At 70.5% G+C, this 24548-nt stretch carries 28 protein-coding genes; 20 read left to right on the top strand and 8 right to left on the bottom strand.

Annotated elements, in window-relative coordinates; genetic code table 11:
* Positions 1-92 precede the first annotated feature (92 nt).
* Complete coding sequence (locus tag KV205_RS11355; protein ID WP_265864029.1) at positions 93-236, bottom strand: thiocillin/thiostrepton family thiazolyl peptide; 144 nt, start codon at positions 234-236, stop codon at positions 93-95.
* Between the two features lie 187 nt (positions 237-423).
* Between KV205_RS11355 and KV205_RS11350 the strand changes: the two genes are divergently transcribed.
* The 5 genes from KV205_RS11350 to KV205_RS11330 all read left to right on the top strand — a co-directional run bounded on the left by KV205_RS11350 (position 424) and on the right by KV205_RS11330 (position 5987).
* Positions 424-1512, top strand: a complete 1089-nt coding sequence (locus KV205_RS11350; protein ID WP_265864028.1) for a hypothetical protein — start codon at positions 424-426, stop codon at positions 1510-1512.
* 34 nt (positions 1513-1546) lie between these two features.
* Positions 1547-2908, top strand: a complete 1362-nt coding sequence (locus KV205_RS11345) for a YcaO-like family protein (protein WP_265864027.1) — start codon at positions 1547-1549, stop codon at positions 2906-2908.
* Positions 2909-3011: 103 nt separating this feature from the next.
* Complete coding sequence (locus tag KV205_RS11340; protein WP_265864026.1) at positions 3012-3623, top strand: cyclodehydratase; 612 nt, start codon at positions 3012-3014, stop codon at positions 3621-3623.
* 13 nt (positions 3624-3636) lie between these two features.
* Entirely contained in the window at positions 3637-5286 is a 1650-nt protein-coding gene (locus KV205_RS11335; RefSeq protein ID WP_265864025.1) for a tpaE, read from the top strand.
* Positions 5283-5987, top strand: coding sequence for a tpaF (locus KV205_RS11330; protein WP_265864024.1), 705 nt, complete (start codon positions 5283-5285; stop codon positions 5985-5987). Before KV205_RS11335 ends, KV205_RS11330 begins: the two co-directional genes overlap by 4 nt.
* A gap of 145 nt (positions 5988-6132) precedes the next feature.
* Here the strand turns inward: KV205_RS11330 and tuf are convergent, their stop codons facing one another.
* From tuf to KV205_RS11305, 5 genes are all read right to left on the bottom strand, one after another.
* A complete protein-coding gene (gene tuf / locus KV205_RS11325) occupies positions 6133-7326 on the bottom strand; it encodes an elongation factor Tu (RefSeq protein WP_265864022.1) in 1194 nt (397 codons plus the stop codon).
* A 148-nt stretch (positions 7327-7474) separates the two neighbouring features.
* Positions 7475-9601 carry an elongation factor G gene (gene fusA, locus KV205_RS11320; RefSeq protein ID WP_265864021.1) on the bottom strand — a complete coding sequence of 709 codons (2127 nt, stop codon included), beginning with the start codon at positions 9599-9601 and terminating at the stop codon, positions 7475-7477.
* 39 nt (positions 9602-9640) lie between these two features.
* Complete coding sequence (gene rpsG, locus KV205_RS11315) at positions 9641-10111, bottom strand: 30S ribosomal protein S7 (protein WP_128985143.1); 471 nt, start codon at positions 10109-10111, stop codon at positions 9641-9643.
* A 2-nt stretch (positions 10112-10113) separates the two neighbouring features.
* Positions 10114-10485, bottom strand: coding sequence for a 30S ribosomal protein S12 (gene rpsL, locus KV205_RS11310; protein WP_003948652.1), 372 nt, complete (start codon positions 10483-10485; stop codon positions 10114-10116).
* Between the two features lie 336 nt (positions 10486-10821).
* Entirely contained in the window at positions 10822-11271 is a 450-nt protein-coding gene (locus KV205_RS11305; RefSeq protein ID WP_265864020.1) for a helix-turn-helix transcriptional regulator, read from the bottom strand.
* A gap of 244 nt (positions 11272-11515) precedes the next feature.
* Between KV205_RS11305 and KV205_RS11300 the strand changes: the two genes are divergently transcribed.
* From KV205_RS11300 to KV205_RS11290, 3 genes are read left to right on the top strand one after another with little or no spacing between them, the layout of a single operon-like run.
* The gene (locus KV205_RS11300) at positions 11516-11902 is read left to right on the top strand and encodes a WhiB family transcriptional regulator (protein WP_265864019.1); all 387 of its coding nucleotides are present in this window, start codon (positions 11516-11518) and stop codon (positions 11900-11902) included.
* Positions 11895-12668, top strand: coding sequence for a hypothetical protein (locus KV205_RS11295; protein ID WP_265864018.1), 774 nt, complete (start codon positions 11895-11897; stop codon positions 12666-12668). The genes KV205_RS11300 and KV205_RS11295 overlap by 8 nt, the downstream gene beginning before the upstream one ends.
* Positions 12662-12877: a hypothetical protein gene (locus KV205_RS11290; protein WP_265864017.1), complete on the top strand. Its 216-nt coding sequence runs from the start codon at positions 12662-12664 to the stop codon at positions 12875-12877. Before KV205_RS11295 ends, KV205_RS11290 begins: the two co-directional genes overlap by 7 nt.
* 55 nt (positions 12878-12932) lie before the next feature.
* Here the strand turns inward: KV205_RS11290 and KV205_RS11285 are convergent, their stop codons facing one another.
* Positions 12933-13787 carry a hypothetical protein gene (locus KV205_RS11285; protein WP_265864016.1) on the bottom strand — a complete coding sequence of 285 codons (855 nt, stop codon included), beginning with the start codon at positions 13785-13787 and terminating at the stop codon, positions 12933-12935.
* Positions 13788-14121: 334 nt separating this feature from the next.
* Here KV205_RS11285 and KV205_RS11280 point away from each other — a divergent pair, with 334 nt between their 5' ends.
* From KV205_RS11280 to KV205_RS11265, 4 genes are all read left to right on the top strand, one after another.
* Positions 14122-14532 (top strand): hypothetical protein, encoded by a 411-nt coding sequence (locus tag KV205_RS11280; protein WP_265864015.1) that lies wholly within the window; start codon positions 14122-14124, stop codon positions 14530-14532.
* Positions 14533-14682: 150 nt separating this feature from the next.
* Entirely contained in the window at positions 14683-15291 is a 609-nt protein-coding gene (locus KV205_RS11275; protein WP_265864014.1) for a phage tail protein, read from the top strand.
* An 86-nt stretch (positions 15292-15377) separates the two neighbouring features.
* Positions 15378-15668, top strand: a complete 291-nt coding sequence (locus KV205_RS11270) for a hypothetical protein (protein ID WP_030687847.1) — start codon at positions 15378-15380, stop codon at positions 15666-15668.
* Between the two features lie 113 nt (positions 15669-15781).
* Positions 15782-16087 (top strand): hypothetical protein, encoded by a 306-nt coding sequence (locus KV205_RS11265; RefSeq protein ID WP_265864013.1) that lies wholly within the window; start codon positions 15782-15784, stop codon positions 16085-16087.
* 70 nt (positions 16088-16157) lie between these two features.
* On the opposite strand, the gene KV205_RS11260 is transcribed toward KV205_RS11265, so the two are convergent.
* Complete coding sequence (locus KV205_RS11260; protein WP_265864012.1) at positions 16158-16931, bottom strand: hypothetical protein; 774 nt, start codon at positions 16929-16931, stop codon at positions 16158-16160.
* A 251-nt stretch (positions 16932-17182) separates the two neighbouring features.
* Between KV205_RS11260 and KV205_RS11255 the strand changes: the two genes are divergently transcribed.
* The 8 genes from KV205_RS11255 to KV205_RS11220 all read left to right on the top strand — a co-directional run bounded on the left by KV205_RS11255 (position 17183) and on the right by KV205_RS11220 (position 24530).
* Complete coding sequence (locus KV205_RS11255; RefSeq protein WP_265864011.1) at positions 17183-17377, top strand: hypothetical protein; 195 nt, start codon at positions 17183-17185, stop codon at positions 17375-17377.
* Positions 17378-17386: 9 nt separating this feature from the next.
* A complete protein-coding gene (locus KV205_RS11250; RefSeq protein WP_265864010.1) occupies positions 17387-17788 on the top strand; it encodes a hypothetical protein in 402 nt (133 codons plus the stop codon).
* 109 nt (positions 17789-17897) lie between these two features.
* Entirely contained in the window at positions 17898-18527 is a 630-nt protein-coding gene (locus KV205_RS11245) for a hypothetical protein (protein WP_265864009.1), read from the top strand.
* A 47-nt stretch (positions 18528-18574) separates the two neighbouring features.
* Positions 18575-19777, top strand: coding sequence for a phage tail protein (locus tag KV205_RS11240; RefSeq protein ID WP_265864008.1), 1203 nt, complete (start codon positions 18575-18577; stop codon positions 19775-19777).
* Complete coding sequence (locus tag KV205_RS11235) at positions 19774-21015, top strand: tape-measure protein (RefSeq protein ID WP_265864007.1); 1242 nt, start codon at positions 19774-19776, stop codon at positions 21013-21015. The genes KV205_RS11240 and KV205_RS11235 overlap by 4 nt, the downstream gene beginning before the upstream one ends.
* Before the next feature lie 47 nt (positions 21016-21062).
* Positions 21063-21986 (top strand): phage tail domain-containing protein, encoded by a 924-nt coding sequence (locus KV205_RS11230; RefSeq protein WP_265864006.1) that lies wholly within the window; start codon positions 21063-21065, stop codon positions 21984-21986.
* Between the two features lie 77 nt (positions 21987-22063).
* Positions 22064-23266 carry a hypothetical protein gene (locus tag KV205_RS11225; protein ID WP_265864005.1) on the top strand — a complete coding sequence of 401 codons (1203 nt, stop codon included), beginning with the start codon at positions 22064-22066 and terminating at the stop codon, positions 23264-23266.
* 76 nt (positions 23267-23342) lie between these two features.
* On the top strand, positions 23343-24530 hold the full coding sequence (locus tag KV205_RS11220) for a hypothetical protein (RefSeq protein WP_265864004.1): 1188 nt from the start codon (positions 23343-23345) through the stop codon (positions 24528-24530).
* Positions 24531-24548: the final 18 nt, after the last annotated feature.

Below are 24548 nucleotides of genomic sequence, written 5' to 3'. Positions count from 1 at the left end.
ATCACATAGAGATGTGCGCGCACAGCACACATAAAAGAATGGGCCGCCGCCGAGGTGCACCTCGGCGACGGCTCAACAGTTTCCGCGTCTGGTCAGGACGAGGACGACGACGAAGACGTCGAAACGCTGGTGGTCGTGCACGAGGCCGCCATCACCTGCGCGAGGTCCTCGTTCTCACCAGCACCGGCGATGAGATCCGAGATCTCGATGACGTCCAGCTCGATCTGCTGCTCCATTGTGAAACACCCCCTTTCGATCAGTGCCATTCGAACGTAACCCGCAAAATAAATCTTGAGCAAGGAGGCTTCGAGTGACATGGATCACACACCATTCCAAGCCCTTCCCTTGACGTCCGGAGTTACGGTCGATCCAAGATCATGTGACGACTCGACCGGCGCCGGCTCGCCATTGGGGGGCTCATACGTGCACCTTTTCGCCACCATCCCGCAGCCCGATGGCTCGAAATACACCGACACATTCACGCCACTCCTTCGCGCATTGTTCGCGCCCGCGCGGACCAGCGGTCACGGCCCCTACTACTTCGTCCGGACCTGGGACGGGGCGACCGGCTCGGAGACCCTTCAGATCAGCATCGACGAGCTGCCGGATCCAGCCAGAACCCGTGATGACCTGCTGGAACTAGCCAACCGTCAGGGGTGCGAGGCACGGGTCGAGATCAGGCCGAGGGACACGGCGCCCTCACCCCTGTGGAACGCGGGATTCGCCGGAAGCGGATTCACAGAGTCCTCACAGCGCCTCTTCCAGCGCGCCGCACCGACCCTCATAGGATTGCTCGAACGGTCCGCGGAAGGCGGCGATCAGCTTTCCGCCGCACTTGACGTACTACGCCTCATGGCCACGCATTCGCGCGCGACTCTACTGAACTCACCGCAGCGTGGACTTGACGGATATGAATTCCGCGACTTGCTCGCGCTACGCCTCCTGAGCTATCGCTCTCATTTCGAGGCCGTGTATCTCCGCACGAAGAACCCGGAATCATTCGAGGCCGCCTGCGCCCGTTTCTACGAACAGGCCGGCCCGGCCGTACGGGATTTCATCAGGGCCTGCGGCGACCCGACCGGTGACGTGACCGGCGATCCGGGCGAGCGTACCCCGCTCCGCCAATGGACGGAGCTCGTCACGACCGAATCCGGCCACCTGGCCGACCGCTTTCTGAGCGGCGCCCTCGTCAACGCGGGAGAAACCCTCGCGGACCTGGAACGCAGGCGCGGCGGGCCGGTCGAGCCCACCCGATTCCATACGCCGCCCATTCCGGAGCTGGACCGGCTGATGCACCGCGACGCCGATTTCCTGGCCTTCCGGCTGCTCACCAGCCTGCTCTACAGCAGCCTGCACACCCTCGGTCTCAGCCTGGCCGAAAGGTACGTCTACTGCTACGTCGTCGCGCGGGCGAGCGAAGAGGTCGCCGGCCGGTCGGTGAAGGAGCTCCAGGACGAACTCGACGGCCTGGCCAAGGCCATGGCGGCGGTCCCCTCCGCAGCCGTCGAGTGACCCGACGGCCCCCGTAGAGAGAAGGCCCATGCCCATGCACACCCAGCCCCCCGGCCCTCAGGAGCGGATCCCCGCCGAGCTGCGCCGTCTCGAAGACCTGGTCTCGCCGTACGGGCTCGTCTCCCGCACGGCGCCGCTGCCGGTGCGCGAGGGCGAACCGCCCTTCGCCGTCCAGCTCGCCCACCTCGGCGTACCGTCCCGCGCCCTGCCCAACCTGCGGACCTGGGCCCACGACAGCGACACCGGCAACTCCGACGGCGCCGGCACCGGCCTCACTGCCGAGCGCGCCAGGCTGCTCGCGATCGCGGAGGCCCTGGAGCGCTACTCCACCTGCGCGTGGAACGACGACGAACTCCTCGTCGCCTCCGAGGACGAACTCGCCCGGGGTGACGAGGAATTCGCCTCACCCTCCCGGTGGCCCCGCTGCTCGCCCGCCGAACTGGCCATGGACGACTGCCGGCTCGCCGCGTACGACCCCGCCGTGCCCATCCGCTGGACGCGCGCCTGGTCGCTCACCCGGCAGGTGCCGATACTCGTACCCGCGATCGCCGTCCATCTGCACATGCCCTACTTCTCGGAGTCCGAGAAGTTCGTGCGCGGCATCACCACCGGCGCCGCCGTCCACTCCGACGTACGCGCCGCCGTGCTCGGCGGGCTGCAGGAGGTCATCGAGCGGGACTCCATCGCACTGACCTGGCTGCAGCGGCTGCGCCTGCCCGAACTCGTCGTGGACCCCGCCCGGCTCGACGCCGGCACTCGCGAGCTCCACCGGGTCGGGACCTCGACCGATCTACGCGTACGGATCTTCGACGCGACCACCGACTTCGGCGTCCCCGTGCTGTACGCGGTGCAGCTCGCCGACGCCGATCCGCAGCTCGCCCAGGTCGTCGCCGCCACCTGCGACGTACGCCCGGAGCAGGCACTGGGCAAGATCTACCGCGAACTGACCTCGCTGCGGGTGGCGCTGCGCGGATATCTGGCGGCATACGAGGGCCGGACTCCCGAGGACGCCGAGGTGAGCGTGGTCGGCGGCGCCGTGTTCAACGGGACGCCCGAACGGCGCCCCGTCTTCGACTTCCTCCTGGCGGGCGAGCGCGCCTCGTACGGCATCGAGGGCCTGCCGGGCCTGCCCGACGGCGCGGACCCGCTCGACACCGTCGTCTCCCGGCTCGCCGAGCGCGGCGCCGAGGTGCTCGTCGCCGACATCACCACGGACGAAGCGCGCCAGGTGGGCATGCGGGCGGTGAAGGTGCTGGTCCCCGAGGCGATGCCGGTGTCGTTCGTGCACCGCGAGCGCTTCCTCGGCACCCCGCGGCTCTACGAGGCGCCCCGGGCGATGGGGCACCCGAGCCACCCCGAGGCGGACGTCAACCCCGAGCGCCAGCCGTTCGCATGAGCCCGGGCCGGGCCCGGACCCGGCCCGGAACCTGAGCCAGGCCCGGACCCGGAACCTGAGCCGGAGCCCGAGCGGGCACGAGCAGAAGAAGGAGCAGAACAGCATGTCGCCCACCCCGCGTCCCGAGTGCCTCTACCTCGTACGCGACACCTTCGGCGAACGGCTCACGGAGCACCGCGGTGTCGCTCCGGAGCTGCGGATGTCCTTCGAGGACTTCCTGGCCGGCCCGGCACCGCGCGCGGACGTGGTCGTCCCGGTGCACTCCGGCGCGGCCCCCGAGCTGCGCGACGAGGTGGACCGGATCTGCGCGGAACGGGGCACGCCCTCGGCGGGAGTCCAGTTGCTGCCGACGAAGCTCGTCTGCGGGCCGGCCGTCGTGCCGGGCCGGACCGCCTGTCACGCGTGCCAGCGGAAGCGGGCCGCGCAGCACGCGGGCACAGCGCATCCGTACGACCTGGACGCGGCGCTCTCCGGCCTGCTGGAGGGCTTCGGGCCGCAGCACGTGGCTGTCGCCTCCGGGCTGCTCGACCTCGCCCTGGCCGAGATCGCGGCGGAGGCGACCGGCGTCGGCGGCACCGTCCGCACGTTCAGCCTCGTCACCGGAGCCGTGTCGGCCGCGGCGACGGTGGCGGTGAACCGGTGCCCTCGGTGCGGCGACCGGTTCGCCGAGGACCGGGCCACCGGCTCGGTGCCGTTCCCGGAACTGCTGCGCTGAGGGGAGACCGATCATGGTTGCCGAGATGAAGGCCGAGCAGATCGGCCGGGCCGCACGCACGGACATGCAGCTGACGGTGCCGGTCCGGCCCGCGCTGCGCCGTGGGGTGCGGCTGCGCCGCTCCGGGGACGCGGTCGTCCTCGACGGGGCGGAGCGGGCCCAGGCGTTCTCGGGCGCGTTCGCCCGGGACAGCCTCATCCCGCTGGCCGGCGCGTGCGACGGCACCCGCGGGCACGCGGATCTGGCGCGTGAACTCGGCCTCGCCGAGTCCACGGTCTACAAGTCCCTGGCCCTGCTGTGGACGGCGGGCGCGATCGAGGAGGCGCCGCCCGGCGCGGAGCCGGACGTGGCCCCCGAGTGGGCCGTCTTCCTCTCCCGCCTCGGCAACGCCACCGGCGCGAACCCGTCCTGGACGGACGCCGTCACACGGCTGACCGCCCACACGGTACGGCTGACCGGCGACCCGGCCTTGGTCGAGGCCGCCGAGCGGGCGCTGCGGGACGTGTGCCGGGTGGTGACGGGCGCCGACACGACGCCGGGCGCGACGCCGGGCGCCGAGCCCTCCTCCCCCGAACTCACCGTCTTCTTCGAGACCGTCCGGTCGGCGGCGGACCTCGCCACCGTCGAGAAGCGGTGCCGGGAGCGCGGGCGCCCGCTGCTGCGCATCCGCGCCGACGTCGGGACCGTCGTCATCGGGCCGTACGTCGATCTCGCCCTCACCCCGTGCCTGGACTGCGGCGCCCACGGCGAGGCGGAGCTGTCCGGCGACGTGCCCGCGCATCTGCGGGACCTGGTCGCCGGTCTGGCCTCGCACCATGTGACGGCCCTGGTCGCACGGGCCACGATCTCGCATCTGCCGGCCGACCGCAGTGTGATCGACCTGGCGACCCTGCGCACCGAGTACCGGCCGTCGGCCGTCCGCCCGGGGTGTCCGCGGTGCTCCTCCACCCGGGGCCCGGTCGCCCCGCAGGCCCCGGCGGGGGCGGTCTACGAGGCCTCGGTCGCGATGCCGCCCCGCGCGTTCCTGTCCCCCAAGGACCACCAGGCGCACTACTACGCGGGCAATGTGCGGCTGCAGTCCCGCTTCAAGGACTGGCCGAGCCGCCCGCACACCGCGCTGCCCGAGCCCGAGCTGTCCGCGCTCGCCGCGTCCGGGCGCCACGACCCGGCCCTCGGGCCCGTACCGCTCACCCTGGACGCCCTGGGCCTGGTCCTGAAGATCGCCTTCGGTGTCAACGACGCCGAGAGCACGCCCGAGCGCGTCAGGCGCTGGACCGCGGCGTCCGGGAACATCGGCACCAGCAGCGCGTACGTCGTGGTGCGCGACAAGCAGATCCTGCCGCCAGGCATCTACGCGTACGCCCAGGCGGACCACACCCTGGCGGCAGTGTCCGGCGAGGTGCCGCCGGGGGACGCGCCCTGCGAGCTGATCATCACCGGCGATCTCAAGAAGGTCATGACCAAGTACGGCACGTTCGGCTTCCGGCTGGTCTTCCTGGACGCCGGCTGCAACCTGGCCGCCGCCCGCGAGGTCGCACAGCACCTCGGCCTGGGCTTCGCGCCGCACACCGACTGGGACGACACCGCGCTGGCGACGGCCCTCGGCATCGACACCGCCGACGAGCCGATCGCCGCCACCGCCACGCTGGGAGGCACGGCATGAGGAGCGACCTGACATCGATGACGGCCGTGCTCGACGGCTTCGGCACGCGTACGAGCACCTCGGACGGGCGGGCGGCGGAGCGCCGGCCGGTGCCGTTCCCGGACGCGGTGCCCGTACCCGTGCCGGAGGAGCCGGCGGACGCGGACCCGATCCCGGTCCACGACCTGGAGGGCACGCTGCGGCGGCGCCGCTCCACCCTGCACTACGGGCAGGAGCCGGTCCGTACGGGCGCGATCCTGTCGCTTGTGCGCGAGGCGCTCGGCCGGGACCGCGAGGACTGGGGGCTCGACGCCGAGGCCGGTGCGCTGGAGGCCTTCGTCTTCGCCTTCCGCAGCGAGGGCCTGGCGCCCGGGCTCTACCGGGTGGCCGGCGGGGAGAGCTTCCGGCTGGCCGGTCTCGACGAGCTCGGGCCGCTCGAGAACCTCGGCGTCCAGCGCGAGTTCTCCACCGCGGCCGGCATCGTCGCGCTCTACGCCGACCTGGACCGCTCGGACAGCTGGGCCGGGGCGCACGGCTACCGGATCAGCGCGAGCCGGGTCGCGATGGTGACGTACGACCTGAGCCTGCGGATCCAGGCGCTCGGCCTCGTCGGCACGCTGTTCGGCGGGTTCATCCCGTCGTCCGTCAGCCACCTGGTGCACAGCGACGGGGTGTCGCGCCACGCGCTGCTCGCGACCACGTACGCCCATCCGGCGAGCTGAGCCCGCCCCACCTCGCCCGGCCGGGCCGGGCGGGCCGGGCGGGCATGACGAAGGGCCCGTACGACTCGCGTCGTACGGGCCCTTCGCTTCGTGCTAGGTGCCCTGTGTCAGGGCGACCGGGTCAGCCCGGATCAGCCAAGTGGAATTACTTGGTGATCTTGACGACCTGGCCGGCGCCGACGGTCCGGCCACCCTCACGGATGGCGAACTTGAGGCCCTCCTCCATGGCGACGGGCTGGATCAGCGCGACGCTCATGGAGGTGTTGTCGCCCGGCATGACCATCTCGGTGCCCTCGGGGAGGGTCACGACGCCGGTCACGTCCGTGGTACGGAAGTAGAACTGCGGGCGGTAGTTGTTGAAGAACGGGGTGTGACGGCCACCCTCGTCCTTCGACAGGATGTAGGCCTGGGCCTCGAACTCGGTGTGCGGCGTGACCGAACCGGGCTTGATGATGACCTGGCCGCGCTCGACGTCCTCGCGCTTGATGCCACGGAGGAGCAGACCGACGTTCTCACCGGCCTGGCCCTCGTCGAGCAGCTTGCGGAACATCTCGATGCCGGTGACCGTGGTGGTGGTCTTCTCGGTCTTGATGCCGATGATGTCGACGGTCTCGTTGACCTTGAGGACACCACGCTCGATACGACCGGTGACGACGGTGCCACGACCGGTGATCGTGAAGACGTCCTCGATCGGCATCAGGAACGGCTTGTCGACGTCACGCTCGGGCTGCGGGATGGACTCGTCCACGGCCTTCATGAGGCCGAGGAGCTTCTCGCCCCACTCCTTGTCGCCCTCGAGCGCCTTGAGCGCCGAGACGCGGACGACCGGCAGGTCGTCGCCCGGGAACTCGTACTCGGTGAGGAGCTCACGGACCTCGAGCTCGACGAGCTCCAGGATCTCCTCGTCGTCCACCATGTCGGCCTTGTTCAGGGCGACGACGATGTACGGAACGCCGACCTGGCGGGCCAGGAGCACGTGCTCCTTGGTCTGCGGCATCGGGCCGTCGGTGGCGGCGACCACGAGGATGGCGCCGTCCATCTGCGCGGCACCGGTGATCATGTTCTTGATGTAGTCCGCGTGACCCGGGCAGTCGACGTGGGCGTAGTGACGCTGCTCGGTCTGGTACTCGACGTGCGCGATCGAGATCGTGATACCGCGCTGGCGCTCCTCGGGAGCCTTGTCGATCTGGTCGAAGGCCGAGGCCTCGTTCAGGTCCGGGTACGCGTCGTGCAGCACCTTGGTAATGGCGGCCGTGAGGGTCGTCTTACCGTGGTCGATGTGACCGATGGTGCCGATGTTGACGTGCGGCTTAGTCCGCTCGAACTTCGCCTTCGCCACTGGGGTCCTCCTGTGGAGTGGTTCTGTACGCCTTGGTTCATCGGCGCCAGGTGATCTTTGCTGGGGTGCCGTCCGCCGGGGGTCATTCCCTTGTCGGGTCCGACCCCCGGTGGTCGGTGTCAAGCCTAAAGCGTGTGAACGCGGTGCGTTACTCGCCCTTGGCCTTCGCGATGATCTCCTCGGCGACGTTCCGCGGAACCTCGGCGTAGGAGTCGAACTGCATCGAGTAGCTTGCGCGACCCGAGGTCTTGCTGCGGAGGTCGCCGACGTAGCCGAACATCTCCGACAGGGGCACGAGGCCCTTCACGATGCGGGCACCGTGACGCTCCTCCATGGCCTGGATCTGGCCACGGCGGGAGTTGATGTCGCCGACGACCTCACCCATGTAGTCCTCGGGCGTGGTGACCTCGACGGCCATCATCGGCTCGAGGAGCACGGGCGAAGCCTTGCGCGCGGCCTCCTTGAAGGCCTGCGAGCCGGCGATCTTGAAGGCGAGCTCGGAGGAGTCGACCTCGTGGTAGGCACCGTCGTGCAGGATCACACGGACGCCGGTCATCTCGTAGCCGGCGAGGATGCCGAACTGCATGGCCTCCTGCGCACCCGCGTCGACCGAGGGGATGTACTCGCGCGGGATGCGGCCACCGGTGACCTTGTTCACGAACTCGTACGAGGCCTCGCCGCCCTCGATCGGCTCGATGCCGATCTGGACCTTGGCGAACTGACCCGTACCACCGGTCTGCTTCTTGTGCGTGTAGTCCACGCGCTCGACGGCCTTGCGGATCGTCTCGCGGTAGGCCACCTGCGGCTTGCCGACGTTGGCCTCGACCTTGAACTCACGGCGCATGCGGTCGACCAGCACCTCGAGGTGCAGCTCGCCCATACCGCCGATGATGGTCTGGCCGGTCTCCTCGTCCGAGTGGACCTGGAAGGAGGGGTCCTCCTCCGCGAGACGCTGGATGGCGACACCCAGCTTCTCCTGGTCGCCCTTGGACTTCGGCTCGATGGCGACCTGGATGACCGGGGCCGGGAAGTCCATGGACTCCAGGATGACCGGGGCCTTGTCGTCACAGAGCGTCTCACCGGTGGTGGTCTGCTTGAGACCCATCACGGCGATGATGTCGCCGGCGCCCACCGACGCGATCTCCTCACGCTTGTTCGCGTGCATGCGGTAGATCTTGCCGATGCGCTCCTTCTTGCCCTTAACGGAGTTGAGGACAGAGGAACCGGACTCGAGGCGGCCGGAGTACACGCGGACGAAGGTGAGCTTGCCCAGGTGCGGGTCGCTCATGATCTTGAACGCGAGCGCCGACAGCGGCTCTTCGTCGGACGGCTTGCGCTTGACGACCTCCTCCGGGTTGCCGACCGCGTGGCCCTCGATGGCCTCGATGTCGAGCGGGGAGGGGAGGTAGCGCACGACCGCGTCGAGCAGGGGCTGGACGCCCTTGTTCTTGAACGCGGTGCCGCAGAACACCGGGGTGACCGTGGTGTTCTCCGGGTTGCCGGACTTGAGCGTGATGCGGCGGATGGCCTCGTACAGCTGCTCCTCGGTGGGCTCGGTGCCCTCGAGGAAGAGTTCCATCATCGCGTCGTCGTTCTCCGCGACGACCTCGACCAGCTTGCCGCGGTACTCCTCGGCGAGCTCGGTGTGGGTGTCGGGGATGTCGACGACGTCGTACATCTCACCCTTGCTGGCCTCGGCGGACCAGACGAGGGCCTTCATGCGGACGAGGTCGACGACGCCCTGGAAGTCGGCCTCGGCACCGATCGGGAGCTGCATCACGATCGGGACGGCGCCGAGGCGCTCCTCGATCATGTTGACGCAGCGGAAGAACTCGGCACCGGTGCGGTCGAGCTTGTTGACGAAGCAGATGCGCGGAACGCCGTAGCGGTCCGCCTGACGCCAGACGGTCTCGGACTGCGGCTCGACGCCGGCCACGCCGTCGAACACCGTCACAGCACCGTCGAGCACGCGCAGCGAACGCTCCACCTCGACGGTGAAGTCGACGTGACCCGGCGTGTCGATGATGTTGATCGTGTGATCGACGTCCTCGAGCGGCCAGTGGCAGGTCGTCGCGGCGGACGTGATGGTGATGCCGCGCTCCTGCTCCTGCTCCATCCAGTCCATCGTGGCAGCGCCGTCGTGGACCTCACCGATCTTGTACGAGACACCGGTGTAGAACAGGATCCGCTCGGTGGTGGTCGTCTTGCCCGCGTCGATGTGGGCCATGATGCCGATGTTGCGCACCTTGGCCAGGTCAAGCGAAGTGGTAGCCATAAGGCTTCAGTCTTCTCTCGGTCTCGATGTGGGTTGCGACTACCAGCGGTAGTGCGCGAAGGCCTTGTTGGACTCGGCCATCTTGTGCGTGTCCTCGCGCTTCTTGACCGAAGCACCGAGGCCGTTCGAGGCGTCGAGGAGCTCGTTCATGAGGCGCTCGGTCATGGTCTTCTCGCGACGGGCGCGGGAGTAGCCGACCAGCCAGCGCAGCGCCAGGGTGGACGCGCGACCGGGCTTGACCTCGATCGGCACCTGGTAGGTGGCGCCACCGACACGGCGGGACTTGACCTCGAGGGACGGCTTGACGTTCTCCAGCGCGCGCTTCAGCGTGACGACCGGGTCAGCACCGGTCTTCTCGCGGAGGCCTTCCATGGCGCCGTAGACGATGCGCTCGGCGGTGGAGCGCTTGCCGTCCAGCAGGATCTTGTTGATCAGCGAGGTGACAAGAGGAGAGTTGTAGACCGGGTCGATGATGACCGGGCGCTTCGGGGCGGGGCCCTTACGAGGCATTCTTACTTCTCCTTCTTGGCGCCGTAGCGGCTGCGAGCCTGCTTGCGGTTCTTGACACCCTGGGTGTCAAGCGAACCGCGGATGATCTTGTAACGAACACCCGGCAGGTCCTTCACACGGCCACCACGCACGAGCACGATGGAGTGCTCCTGCAGGTTGTGTCCCTCACCCGGAATGTAGGCCGTGACCTCGATGCCGCTGGTCAGACGCACACGCGCGACCTTACGGAGGGCCGAGTTCGGCTTCTTCGGGGTGGTCGTGAACACACGCGTGCAGACGCCGCGGCGCTGAGGCGAACCCTCGAGTGCGGGCGTCTTGTTCTTCTCGACCTTGTCCTGCCGGCCCTTGCGGACCAGCTGCTGGATCGTAGGCACTACTTCTCCGGTTTCTGTGTGCCGTTCGGTACAACTAACCTGGAACGTCGCCGACCCACGCGGTCGGGTGTGTCGAATCGCGCGGACCCCCGCCGTGGGCGGAAAGGGGCGCTGATTGCGGTGGCCGGTCTCGGATCCAGTGCGGTTGAGGACACGCACACGACTCCGGGCACACCCCAGGCACAAGGCTTGAGCGTACCTATCGCATGGACTCCGGTCAAAACAAATGCCCACGCGCGGAGCCGCCCGGCGGTCGCGGGCGGAGCAGGAGGCGCGGGCGGCGGGTGCGGCCGGAGTCGGGGTCGGCGGGCGGGACCGCGACCGCACCCGGCCGGTTCAGTCCTGGGCGGCGCGGCGGGCCTCGCCCGCGGGCCGGGTCTCGCCGGTCTCGGGCTCGGGCTCCAGGAACTGGTGGACGACCTTGACGAAGACGTCCATCCGCTCGTCGGGGACGCCGAGCCAGCGCGCGAAGTCCTCCATGGTCGGCTGCCAGTCGCCCGGCGGCAGCAGGTCCGCCGCGAGCGGCAGCTCCTCCGGGGTCACCCGGCCGGACCGGATGAGCATGTCGCGGACGGAGACCCCGAGGAGCGGGGCGATCCTGCGCATGGTCTCCAGGTCGGGCATGCTCTGGCGCTGCAGCAGCCGGGTCACGGCCGCGCGATGGACGCCGGCCTCGTCGGCGATCCGGGACTTCCCGCCGCCGCGGGGGCTGTCGATGTCGTAGCCGCGCGCCCGCATCAGGCCCTCGACCCAGCCCGCGAACTCGTCGAGCCCTTGAGTGCTCATGTGTACCGCTCTCCCTTTTACTCCCCCACCCTTCGGGACCCTCACTTTAGCGTGCTTGCGCGCACGGAATTACGTGCTTTCGGGCGCGCAATCGTGTCGAAACGGTAAAGGGATCTCCACACAGGTAGTTGCGAGCTCGCACGCAACATGTCTATGTTGCTGAGCGCCGCACTCGTCGGCCTCACGAGTCCCAAGGGCCCCACAGGTCCCAGGGGCAGCGGGGCCCGGAACGTGGAGACCACCCTTGCACCAGCCCGACACCACCCCATGGCAGGCCGCCGCCGCGTGCGCCGGCCTCTCCCCGTCCGTCGTCTTCTCCCGGCGCGGCAAGGAGGCGGCCCCGGCCCTGCGCGCCTGCGCCGTCTGCCCCGTCAGCCGGGAGTGCGAGACCGCGGTCGCCCCCGCCGAGAGCTGGTTCGACGGCGTCTGCGCGGGCCGGCTGTGGCGCAACGGACGCCCGGTGAAGCCGCGCCGGTCCCGCCGGGGCTCGGCGGCCGAGTTCGCCACCGAGTCGCCGGCCGACGCCCTGGACACGGCCGACGCCCTGGATGCGGCCGCCGCCCTGGACACGGCCGCCGCCTCGCTCGCACCCGCGCTCGCCGGTTCCGCCGCCGGAGGCACCCGTGGCTGAGCAGTCACCCGCGGGGAACGCGGAGGACGCCGGGGACGCGACCGCCAGCGCCGACGAGCGGGTGCTGCGCGACATCGTGCTCTGGGCCGCCTCTCTCGTACGCCAGTTCCCCGAGCTCGCCGAGGAGCTCGCGCCCGGCCGCGGGGCCCCCGCCGGCAGCGCGCCGCGCGCGCCCCACGCGGGCCGGGACGAGCTGATCCGCACCGAGCGGCGCGAGGCGCTGCTCCTCGAACAGTGGCACGGGCTGGCCGTCCCCGGCCACGGCGCCGCGCCGATCCGGCTGCACATCTCCGACGCGATCCGCGACATCACCGACGGCGTGGTGGAGCTGGAGGAGGCGGTCTGCGCCCGGCTCGCCCAGCCGCGCCCGCGCCGGGCCGGCGTGGTGGAGCGGCTGCGCCGGGTCGTGGGCCTGCTCGACGAGATCGCCGCCCACCCCGTGCTCGCCCGGCACGTACGGGACGAGGTCCGCCGGATGGCCCGCCGCTGCGCCCGCACGCTCGGCGAGGCGGAGACCGTGGTCCGGGTGTCCGGCCGCTGCCCGTGGTGCGACTCGGTCTCGCTGCGCGCCTTCCCGGACCGGCGCGCGGTGCTGTGCGTGAACCCGGCCTGCGTGTGCACGGACCCGGCCTGCGGCTGCCAGGACGACCCGGCCTACCGGCACCTGTGGCCGGAGGCGGAGTGGGACGAGCTCGCGGACGCCTCCGGGGCGCGCCCCGAGGAGATCGAGGCGGCGATGGACGACACCGAGGAGACCGCATGCTGAGCGCGACCGCCCTGTCCCTCCCCCTCCCGGCCCTCATCCCGGGCCCGCTCGCCGCCGAGGAGGCGGGCGTCGCCCCGGCGACCATCCGCAAGTGGGTCCAGCTGGGCCACCTGCGCGCCGCGGGCAAGGCCGGCCGCGCCCAGCTGTTCCGCCTGGAGGACGTCTTCGCGGCGGAACGCGCGGCCCGGCGGAAGCCCCGTACGGCCTGACGCACCTCACTCACGTAGAGGGCCCCGTGTCTCACCCGAGACACGGGGCCCTTCGTCATGCCTTCAGGAAGGCGTCGAGCGAGTCGCCCATCGCGTCGACGAAGCGGTCCCGGACGTCCTGGGGCACCCGGTCGAGGGAGAGGTACGGGTTGAGGTCCTCCAGCTCGACGAGGAGCAGTTCGCCGTCGGGGGCGCGGCAGGCGTCGACGCGCTGGATGCCGTGGTCGAGGGTGTTCCAGGCGATGAAGCGGCGCGCGAAGTCGAGGTCGGCGGCCGTGGGCTCGTACGGCTCCAGGACCCAGCGCTGCTCGGGGTCGGGGGCGTGGAGGGCGTACTGGAAGCGGTCGTCCACGAAGTAGAAGGAGACCTCGTAGCGGAAGTCGATCCGCGGCTGGACGAGGAGCCCGGCGCCCTCGGTGTAGTCGAGCGCGGCGAGTTCCTCGTACGGGAGGAAGCGCAGGCCTATGGAGTCGGCGCCGGCCTTGGGCTTGACGGCGTAGCGCGCCGCCTCGGGGAGCCGGTCGAGGTCGGCGGGGCGGTCGACGGTGGGGATGACGGGGAGCCCGGCGGCGGTGAGGTCGAGCAGGTACTGCTTGCCGGCCATGTCGCCGCGCCCGTGCAGCGGGTTGTAGACGCGGGTGCCGAGCGCGCGGGCCCGGGCGCGGAAGGCGTCGTACGCCTCCTGGTAGTGCAGCACGGGCCCGCTGTTGCGGACGACGACCGCGTCGAACGGCTCCATGAGCGCGGCCGCGTCGCGCGGGTGGCAGAGCGCGAGGTCGAAGCGCTCGCGCAGCCGGGCGGTGAGGGCGATGTCCTCGTCGCAGTAGCGGCGGCCGCGGGCCGGATAGGCGAGGTCGGTGACGTAGAGGAGACGGGGACGGGCGGCGGGCGCGGCGGGGGCGGCGGACACGGGTGGCTCCTCCTCGGGTTCGGGGAGCCCAACCTATCGGGCGTCGCCCGGTCCCGGAAGAGTGTTCTCCCAGGTCAGGGCGGGTGTGCCGAACCTTCCACCGACCGGCCCGGAAATCGATCACCGAACTAGTTGCGTGCGCGCACGCTCGTCTGTCACAGTTGGTGCAGCGGCGGAGCTGTGCCCGCGAGACGGGCCGCAGCTCCGCCGTCCGGCGCCGGGCTCGTCCGCGCCCCCGCCCCTTCCCCGCGTCGAGCGCCCCGGGCGGCCCCCGTACCACCCGCACCACCCGCACCACCCGCCACCACGCCCCCGTCTCCTGAGGAGCACCGTCATGACCACTCCCCCGAGTGCGTTCCCGGACGTCGAGAAGCTGGTCGTCGACGTCCTCAAGGCCGACCCGGCGCTGGCCGGCGTCACGGTCGCCGCCCAGGCCCCCGCCGGCTTCGACGGCACGCAGAGCGCCGTCCTGGTGAACCGCCGCGGCGGCGCCTGGATCGGTGATCTGCACCTGGACAAGCCGCTGGTCGAATTCGAGGTGTACGCGGCGACGAAGCCCGCCGCGCACCTCCTCGCCAACGCCGCCCGCAAGGCGCTGCTGGACAAGATCGGCAAGCCGCTCGGCAACAGTCTCGTCCAGGACGTGGAGGAGATGGACGGGCCGCGCTGGATGCCCGACTACCTCTACCGCGGCGCCAACCGCTACCTGGTCGTCATCCAGGTCTCCCTGACCGTCAACCCGTAAGGGTCACCACGGTCGCCCGCGCCCACCGCGCGCACCCCACAGACCAGGCCTCGCCGGACCGTCCGGCGGGGCCTTTGCCGTACCCGGCCCCCGGAAGCCCTCCGGACCGGGGCGGCGCCCCCACCCCTCTCATCAAGGAGAAGACCCACCATGGCAGGAAACAACTCCGCCGAGATCCGCGTCGCCGGTACCGGCAAGCTCTACATCGGTGCCGTCGGCGCCACCGCCCCGGTCTTCGGCACCGCCGAGCCGGCCGACAGCGACTGGGGCACCGGCTGGACCAACCTGGGCTACACGACCGGTGACGGCGTCACCTTCTCCAAGAAGGACAAGCTGGAGCCCATCGACTCGTGGCAGTCGGTCTCCCCGGTGCACTACATCTACTCGGCCCGTGACCTCTCGCTGAAGTTCTCCCTGCTCCAGTTCAACGAGGACACCCTGAAGCTCTTCATGGGCGGCGGCAAGGTCGAGGCGGACGGCACGCCGGCGGACTCCTACAAGTACGAGATCTCCGAGCGTCCGTTCGCGGACGTGCGCGCCCTCGGCCTGGAGTTCACCGACGCCAAGGCCGGCGCCACCGGCAACGTCGCGGTCACGTACCGCTTCATCATCCCGCGCGGCCAGGTGACCGCCACCGACGACATCAAGCTGGCCCGCAAGGCGGCGTCCACCCTGGGCATCACCTTCACGGCCATGTCGAACGGCGCCGGCCAGCCGCTGGCCACCTTCCACATGAAGGACACCAGCTACGCGGCCTGATCCACCCCCAGGGGCGGGACGGCACACCGCCGTCCCGCCCCACCCCCTCCTCTCTTCACCCCTTCGAACACAGGAGTACGCACACCATGGCCCGTTTCGACGTCAACGCCGCTCGCGCCCAGCGACTGGAGGCCCACGGCCGCACCTGGTCCTTCGAGCTGGACGGCGAGTCCTACACGCTCCCGACCGAGCTGTCCCGCAAGACCGCCAAGGCCCTGCGCAAGCTCGACGACAACGACGTGGACGGTCTGCTCGAACTCCTGATGGGTGAGGAGCAGTACGTCCGCTTCGAGGAGCACGACCTCACGATGCAGGACATCGCCGCGATCCTGGAGGCCTACGGCAAGGAGACCGGGCTCGGCCTGGGGGAAGACTGAGCCTCGTCGAGTTCGTCGACGAACACGCCGAGGCCCTTGAGGCGGACCTGCTCCGCTACTACCGGGTCGATCTTCTCGACTGGTATCGCGGGGAGCTGTCCAGCCGGCGCCTGATGGTGCTGGTCAAGAACCTTCCGCACGACTGTGCCGTGCAGCGGGAGCTGCACGGGGAGGCGGCGGAGTGGTCTCTCTCCGATCATCTCCTCGCCGCGGCGGTGGACCATCTGGCCGTCGCCAACTGGATGTTCCAGTGCGTCAACTCCGACGAGGACGACGATCAGCCCGATTTCCCCAAGCCGGTACCGCGTCCGGGCGTCAAGGACGAGGACGAGGACGGCGAGGGGGCGGGCGGTTCCGCGGCGGACGGGGGTGCCGAGGAGGCGATCTCGCCGCTCGCGCTCGCCCGTTTCTTCGGCTGACGCCGCCGCCCCGGTGTGCCCCCGTGTCGCACCCGTGTCACCCCCCACGGCCCCCGGAAGCCCGTTCCCGTCAGGGAGCGGGCTCCGGGGGCGCTTCCTGTGCTCGCTCGGCGGCCAGCTCCTCCTCCAGGGCCCTGGCCCGCTCGGAGAGCCGGCGCCCCCGCGCGCCCGCGCGCGCGTCCTGCGCGGGCACGTTGTCGAGCGGCGGCACGATGGGCCGCCCGCCCTTGCCGCGGACGACCTTGCGGACGGGCTGGGCGTTCCGCCGGGTGCGGCCCTGGTCCGCCTCGGGCCCGGGCCCGGGCCCGGGCTCGGTGTCGGTGTCGGGATCCGGTTCCGGTACGGGCAGGGGTACGAGGTCCGGCTCCGGCCCCGCCTCCGGCCCGGGCTCGGGCTCGGACCGCTGCTCGAACAGCTCACGCTCCCGGCGTACCCGTTCCTCGGCCTGGACCACCGCGGCCGGCGGTTCGAGCAGCCGGGCGAAGGGCAGCGGGATGACCCGGGCCCCGGCCCCGTCCGGCGCGTGCGCGTCGGTACGGCGCTGGGGCCGGCGGATGCCGCGCGCGTCGCCCTGCCCCTGGGCGTACGCGTCGGCCACGCGCTTCTCGTACTCCCGCCGTATGCGCGGGAGTTCGTCGGATACGGCCTCGGCCCACCCGGCGGTGAACGCGGCGGTCTCGCGGCGGTCCACCTCGGCTCGGGGCAGCACGACCAGGTCCTCGGGGGCGTAGCCGGCGACGTGGACGAGCTCGGCGAGCCACGCGAAGAGATGAGGCAGATCCGGATGGGATTCGAGCCAGTCGATGACCCGCTCCCGCCGGTTACCGCCCGGCTCCGTGTCCATGCGTCAACACTGCCTTCCAACCCCCTGGGGTTCCCCCGCGCGCCCCTCGCGCCCCGTCGCACCCCTGACTGTGTCAGGTCCGGGGAACGCGTCCTCCAGAGTACCCGGTCGAACACCAGCCCTTATCAAGGACCAACCCCAGCGGGGACCGGGCGAGAAGACACGCCGTCAGGGGTTTGCGGCTCGACAAGCTCGAACCTACGTTCGATAATACTTCGCACACCAGTTCGACAGCCGGAAGGCAGGGCACCATGACGTCTCAGACCGGGGGAAGCCACACCGAGAGCACGCTCCACGACCGCCTCAACGCGCTGCTCCGCGGCCCCGGTCCCCTCGACAAGCGCGCACTGCTCGCCACCCTCGACGCCGAGATCGCGGCTCGCGAGTTCCACGCGTACAAGGCCGGCTGGAACGACGCCATGGCCGAGCTGAGGCACGCCTCCTAGGATCGCGACATGACCAGTACGGGATGGCGCGTCGTTCTCGGTGCGTTGGCGTGGAGCGCGTTCTTCTGGGGAGTCGCGGGGGCGGTCGACCTGGGGCTCGCCAGGACCCGAAAGGGCTACACCCTTCCCGACGGGGGCGGCTGGTACGAACTCGCCCTGCTGGCCGGCTTCATCGTCGGGTACTTCGCCGTCGGTTCGCTCACCGACCGCATCGCTCCCCGGCACATGGCCCTGATCCCCGCAGTGGCGACGGGCGTCGGCGCCGCCTCCTGCCTCGTGTTCGGGCAGCAGACCCGCCACTGGCTCTCGGCGCTGGTACTGGTGGCGATCGGCGTCGCGCTGGTAGCCACCGTGCGACTCCGGGACCGGTCCCGGGTCACCCGCCGGCATCCGGGCCGACCGGCCACCTGAGCCCGGCCCGGCCACCTTCGCGCGACGAAGCCCCTGCCTACGGACGTAGGCAGGGGCTTCGTCGTTCCGCGGCACACACCGCCCCCGCATCCGGAATCGGAGGAACACGATGGGCGACAAAGACATCGAGAATCTGCAAGGCCAGATCAACACACTACGGGCCGGGCTGAACGGCAAAGCCGACGCATCGGTCCTTGCCCACTTCGCCCTGGTCTCGGAGATCAGGGAGGCGGCCCTCGCCAAGACCACGGGTGACGCACAGGTCGCCACCCAGGCCTGGGTGGCGAAGGAGACCGAGAGCAAGTGGTGGCAGTTCTGGAAGGACCCCGAGGTCGTCGGTGCGGCCTTCGCGTTCACCATCTTCAAGTTCGAGCTCATGTCCCTCATCAACTTCGACCCGGCCATCGAGAAGTTCTTCGCCAAGCACGGCTGGGAGCGCAACCGGTTCGGCATCCTCTGGAAGCTGTCGGAACGGGAGAAGCAACGGCGTGAGCGGGAGTCCCCCGAATACGCCATCCGGCGCCTCCAGGACATGCTCGTCAGCGCGCACACGAAGATCGGGAACTCCAACAAGCGCATCGGTGTGCTGGAGAAGAAGGTCGGACGGCTGACCACCCGGAGCAACACCTCGCGCCAGCAGATCCGTCACATGGAGTCCAACCCGGCGCTGCAGGGCACGACCGACCAGGTCACGCTGCTCCAGCGCCGTGTCGATCTGCTCGCCCAGGCCCTGTCCTGACCTCCGCCCCGCGCACCATCCCCATCCAGTAGCAGAGGTGGACAGTCATGTCCCTCGTCAGTTCACTGAAGAACGCCAACGGATCCCTGAAGCAGTTCAGATCAGCCACGTCCGACGCCGACCGCGCCGCGCAGACCCTCGGTCAGCGCGCCTCGTCGGCCGGAAAGAACATCAGCGGCATCAAGGGCGCCGCCCAGGGGTCCGCCAAAGAGCTCAAGAACCTCAAGACGGCTTCCGACCAGGCCGAGCGGTCCATGGCCAAGGCCGGCCAGACCGGACAGTCCGCCGGCGGCAAGCTCGGCAAGTACGAGTCCGGCGCCGGCAAGGCCGCGAAGGGCCAGGACAAGCTCAACAAGTCCATGAAGGGCAACTTCCTGGCCCGTCTGCTCGACCTCTTCATGCCGCTCATCGAGAAGGTCGTCGAAATGGCGACCCGCTCGAAGACCATGCAGACGATCATGAAGAAGGCCTTCAGCGCCATCAAGACCGTGATCAGCTCGGTCATGAAGGCGATCGGCCCGATCATGAAGAAGGCCGGCGCCCTGATCAAGACGGTGTGGAACGGCATCAAGAAGGCCGTCTCCACCGTCGTCAAGGCGGTGGCCACCGTCATCAAGACCTACGTGAAGATCTGGAAGACGGTCATCACCACGGTCATGAACGCGATCAAGACGGTGATCCGCACCGTCTGGAACGGCATCAAGGCCGTCATCACCCCGGTGGTCAACTGGATCAAGACGGCGATCCCGAACGCCTTCCGGGCCGTCAAGGACAAGATGTCGTCCATCTGGAACGGCCTCAAGGACATCGCGTCCCGCGCCTTCGAGGGCATCAAGAGCGGCGTGTCCGGCCCGATCAACGCCGTCATCGGCCTGATCAACCGGATGATCCGCGCCGTCAACGGCGTCAAGGTCAGCGTCCCCGGCTGGGTGCCGATCGTCGGCGGCAAGACCTTCGGCGTGAACATCCCGACCATCCCGATGCTCGCCACCGGTGGTGTCGTCATGCCGCGCTCCGGCGGTGTCCCGGCGATCCTCGCCGAGGCCGGCGAGGCCGAGGCCGTCCTGCCGCTCTCCAAGCTGGACCGGCTGCTCGCCCTCACCGCCCGCCGCGCCCGCATGTCGGGGCAGCTGCAGGGCGGCCGGGGCACCGGCGCCGGACTGCACATCGAGCACTACCACGCGGCCCGGGGCAGTGACCCGCAGTCCACGGCGGACGCGCTGATGTATCTGGCGAAGGCACGCGGATGAGTGCCGCCGCACTCCACCCGCTCGCCGGGTCGGCTCCCGGATTCACCGCTCTGGCCGGTGGAGCACGGCAGGCCGCGGAGTCGGTACAGCGGGTACTGAGCGCCGTGCGGCGCGCCGCCGCCGGCGCCGACCGGCTGCGGGACGCCGCCCGCACGGCGACCGGGCCGGTGCGCACCTTCGGCCAGAACGCCGGCTCCGCCGGCACCGCCGCGGCGAAGATCAGCCGGTCCCGCGCGGCCAACGGCGTCAAGTCGTTCGGCGACAAGGCCCGCAAGGCCAAGGCGGGATTCGGCAAGCTCGCCACGGGCGTCGGCGGCGTCCTCGCCATCCTCCTGCCGCTGCTCCCCATCACCGACGTCGTCACCGGCCTGATGGGCACCTTCGGCACCGTCATGACCGTCGCCTCCGTCGCCATGACCGGCGTCAACCTCGCCATGCGCGCCAACCCGATCGGCTTCCTCGTCGGCATCCTCGTGCCCGTCGCCGCCTGGCTCATCGAGTACGCGATGCAGACCGAGACCGGCCAGAAGATCATGAAGCAGGTCTTCCAGGCCGTGCTGAAGGGCTTCCAGTCCGTCTGGAAGTTCCTGCAGCCGATCATCAAGCTCATCGGCACGGCCGTCGGGACGTACGTCAAGGCGTACCTCGCCCTGTTCAAGGCCGCGCTCAAGGGCATCGGCTCCGCGATCGACGGCATCAGGAAGATCGGCAGTGCCGTCTCCTCCGCCGCCGGCGCCATGCGCGGGATCGCGTCGCGCACCATGGGCGCGATCAAGAGCGCGGTGAAGCCGGTCCTGAGCTTCGTCACGGACAAGATCCCCGGCTTCTTCCGGCATGCGAAGGACGCCGTCGGCAAGGCGCTGCGCGGTATGGGCGACCTCATCAAGGGCGCCCTGAGCGCGGTGCTCGGCGTCGTCAAGGGCCCCGTCAACGGGCTCATCGCCTTCGCCAACTGGATCATCGACGGCCTCGACAAGCTGAGCATCAACATCCTCGGCAAGAAGTTCGGCGTCGACATCGACAAGATCCCGATGCTCGCCGAGGGCGGTGTCGTCTTCCCCGGCGCCGACTCCGCGCCGCGCATCGACCCGCTCACCGTCCTGGAGGCCCGCCGGGTCCCGGCGGTCACCGAGGCGCCGCGGCCGCCGCACCGCATCCGGGACTTCCACGAGGACCCGGGGGCCGGCCCCCGTTCGACCGCCGAGGACCTGCTGTTCCTCGCCGGCGCCCACTGCTGACACCCCGCTCGCTCCCGAAACCCCCTCAGAAGTGAGGTGACGGCCCCATGGCCGAGACCACCACCGCATATGCCGGAAACACCTTCACCGCCGACCTCGCGCCCGGCTCGCTGATCACCCAGGACGGGCAGATCCAGTGGGCCGGGCTGCTCATCGGGCCCGGTACGCCGTTCGCCGTCGACCGGACCGGGCTCCAGGGCTGGGAGGACCTGCCCGAGTACGACTCCTCCGACGCCGAGCGGCCCACCTCGCACGGCGCCTGGCCGGGCTCCCGCTACGCCAAGCCGCGCAAGGTCGGCGGCACCATCGTGCTGGCGCCGGAGTACGACGGCCTGCCCGAGGCGCTGCGCGCGCTGCGCCAGGCCCTCGCGCTGCTCGACGAGGAGCGCTGGCTCACCGTCCGGCTGCACGGCGAACTCCTCGCCGTACGCGCCCGGATCGCCCAGCGGGTCGTCCCGGCCGACCAGGGCTTCGCCACCCAGGGCAGCTCCCGGATGTCCATCCAGTGGCTGGCCTCCGACCCGCGCCGCTACGCCGTCAACGAGCAGTCCGTCTCCACCGGCGCCCCGCAGCCCGAGAGCGGGCTGACCTGGCCGCTGACCTGGCCGCTCGACTGGGGGCAGGCCACCTCCACCGGCGACGCCGTCGCCGAGAACACCGGCTCGGCGGCCACCCACCCGGTGATCGTCTTCCGCGGCCCCTGCTCGATGCCGAGCATCACGGACCGCACCAGCCGGCGCCGGCTGCGGTACGCGATCGACCTGGCCGCCGGCGACCAGCTGACCGTCGACACCGCCAACGGCACGGTGACGCTCAACAACACCGCCTCCCGCCGGCACACCGCGATGGCCGACTCCAGCCCGGAGGAGCTGTTCACGCTCGAACCCGGGCGCAGCGAGCTGTCCTTCCGCCCCGACTCGGCGGCCCCGGAGGCCGTGATGAGCGTCCACTGGCGCAGCGCCGAGTGGTGACCCGGTCCCAGCGACAGACCCAGCAGCAGACCCCGTAACTCCCGTCCCCTTCCCCTCCCCACCGAGAGGCAAGAACCATGACCGTACGGGCCGCCTGGCTCCAGTCGACGGGCCAGACCCGCGAGGACACCCGGCTCACTCTCGCCGCCCTGCTCACCCCCAGTGGCCAGAGCGAGGCGGAGACCCCGTTGCGCTCCCGCCCGGGCATCCTGCCGGGCGGCTTCGTGCTCACCGGGTCGGCGCCGATGCAGTGCACGATCGGCACCGGCCGCGCGATCGTCCAGGGCAAGGACACCAACCAGGGCGCCTATCTGGTCGCCGCCGTCACGCCCGAGACCCTGACCTTCGAGGACGGCAACGCGCAGTACGACCGGATCGACCTCATCGAACTCGTCGTCCTGGACGACCAGTACGACAAGACCGGCGTCACCGAGGCCACGATCCGCCTGGTCAAGGGCGAACCGGCGGCCGTCCCGGTCGCGCCCGCCAGCCCCGACGGCAGCGCCCTGCCGCTCTACACCGTCACGGTGAAGAAGGGCACCTCCGCCGGCACCGGCGGCATCACCTGGACCGGCACCGGCACCCAGGTGACCACCCAGCACTGGCCGGTCGTCGCGCTCGGCGGCATCCTGCCCACCAGCGGGTTCAAGGGCGCGTACACCGGCCAGTACCGCGACGCCGGCGGCATGCTGCAGCGCTGGGACGGCACCACCTGGGTCTCGTACCCGAAGGCGCTCGGCGGCGTCGCCCCCACCGGCACCGCCACCGGCGGCTACACCGGCCAGTACCGCGACACCGCCACGGGCCTGCAGCGCTGGGACGGCGCGGCCTGGCAGTACGCCGAGGGCACGGCCAAGATCCTGTTCGGCGCCACCCAGTACCTGTCCACGCAGCAGCAGAGCGTGTCGCCCAACACCTGGACCGTGATCACCCTGCCGACCGTCGAGGTCGACGACACCGGCAGCTGGAACGGCACGAACACGTACACCGTCCCGCGCACCGGCTGGTGGCGCCTCGGCGGCCATGTGACCTGGCAGAACGACGCCCAGACCGGCATGCGCGGCGCCCGCATCCTGGTCAGCGGCTCCGGCCAGCCCCGGCTGACCTGGCTCGGTCCGGCCGGCAACGGCGCCATCACCATCGGCGGCCAGGGCCTGATCCGGCTCACCGCTGGCAACACCGTCCAGCTCCAGGGCTACCAGTCGCACACCGCCGCCGTGAAGACGCTCGGCGGCTCGGGCTACGGCTGCACGCTGCACGCCGAGTGGATCAAGGCCTGACCCGCCGGCCCACCACCGCCCCCTGACCCGCCCGCCCCTCCCGTAGCCCCTCCCGTACTCCCGAACGGAGAACCCCGTGAACCTGCGCAGCAGCTGGGTCGCCGAGACCGGCCAGACCCGCGAGGACACCCGCCTCAACCAGATCGGCGCGACCACCCCCGTCAACCCCGTCCAGGTCCGCTCCGGCGTCCTGCCCGGCTCGTACGACGGCAAGTACCGGCTCTCCGGCTTCTGGACCGAGGGCACCGCCGCCATGTCGGTCACCGTCCACGAGGGCCGCGCCGTCGTCCAGGGCGACATCTCCCAGGGCGTCTACCCGGTGGCCCTCACCACCCCCGAGGTGCTCACCTTCGCCCCGGGCACCGACCAGGCCCGCATCGACCTGATCGTCATCCGGATCTACGACAGCCTCTACGACGGCCAGCTCCGCCAGGAGGCGAAGGTCGAGATCATCCAGGGCGCCCCGGGCAGCCCGGACCGTCCGGTGGTCCCGGCGCGTTCCCTCCCGCTGTACGAGGTCAACGTCCCGGCCAACGCCAGTGCCGGCACCGGCGGCATCAACTGGGCGAACGCCCTGAAGGACCTGCGCACCCCGGTCGTGTCGATCGGCGGCATCCTGCCCGTGGAGGGCGCGGTGCTGCCGGGCGGCTACCCGGGCCAGTACCAGGACACCGCCAACAACCAGCTGCAGCGCTGGGACGGCGGCGCGTGGGTGCCGTACCCGGAGGCGATCGGCGGCGTCGTCCCGGCCAGCGCCGGCAATGTGACGGGCAGTTACGTCGGCCAGTACCGCGACACCGCGGGCGGCTGGCTGCAGCGCTGGGACGGCGCGACGTGGAAGACGGCCGTGCACCCGGGGCCGTACTTCAACGACAACAGCGACTTCGGCGACACCGCGTCGAGCACGTACACCTCGACGCTCGGCGGGCGCACCACCAACCCGTTCTCCCTCACCTTCACCGCCCCGCCGTCGAAGAACGTCCTCGTCACCTTCGGCGCGCGGATCAAGTCGCGCAGCGACCTGTACGCGTTCATGGCGCTCAAGCTCACCCAGGGCAACACCCTGATCCAGGACCTCGACGACGAGTGGGCCGCGATCTGCGCGAGCGACAACTCGGTCTCGACCTCCACCACGCGACGCCTGTCCGGGCTGACCCCGGGGCTGAGCTACACGCTCACCGCCTTCTTCCGGGTCGTCGCCAACACCGCCGGCGTCAAGGGCGGGTTCGACAACACCTTCATCCGCGTCGACCCGCAGTTCTGACCGGCCGCCCACCCCTCT

The organism is Streptomyces sp. SKN60 (assembly GCF_026236535.1).
In the GTDB taxonomy this organism is placed as follows: Bacteria; Actinomycetota; Actinomycetes; order Streptomycetales; family Streptomycetaceae; genus Streptomyces.
Note: the sequence above shows the minus strand (reverse complement) of the source record. Positions and strands in the feature narration are given on the sequence as shown.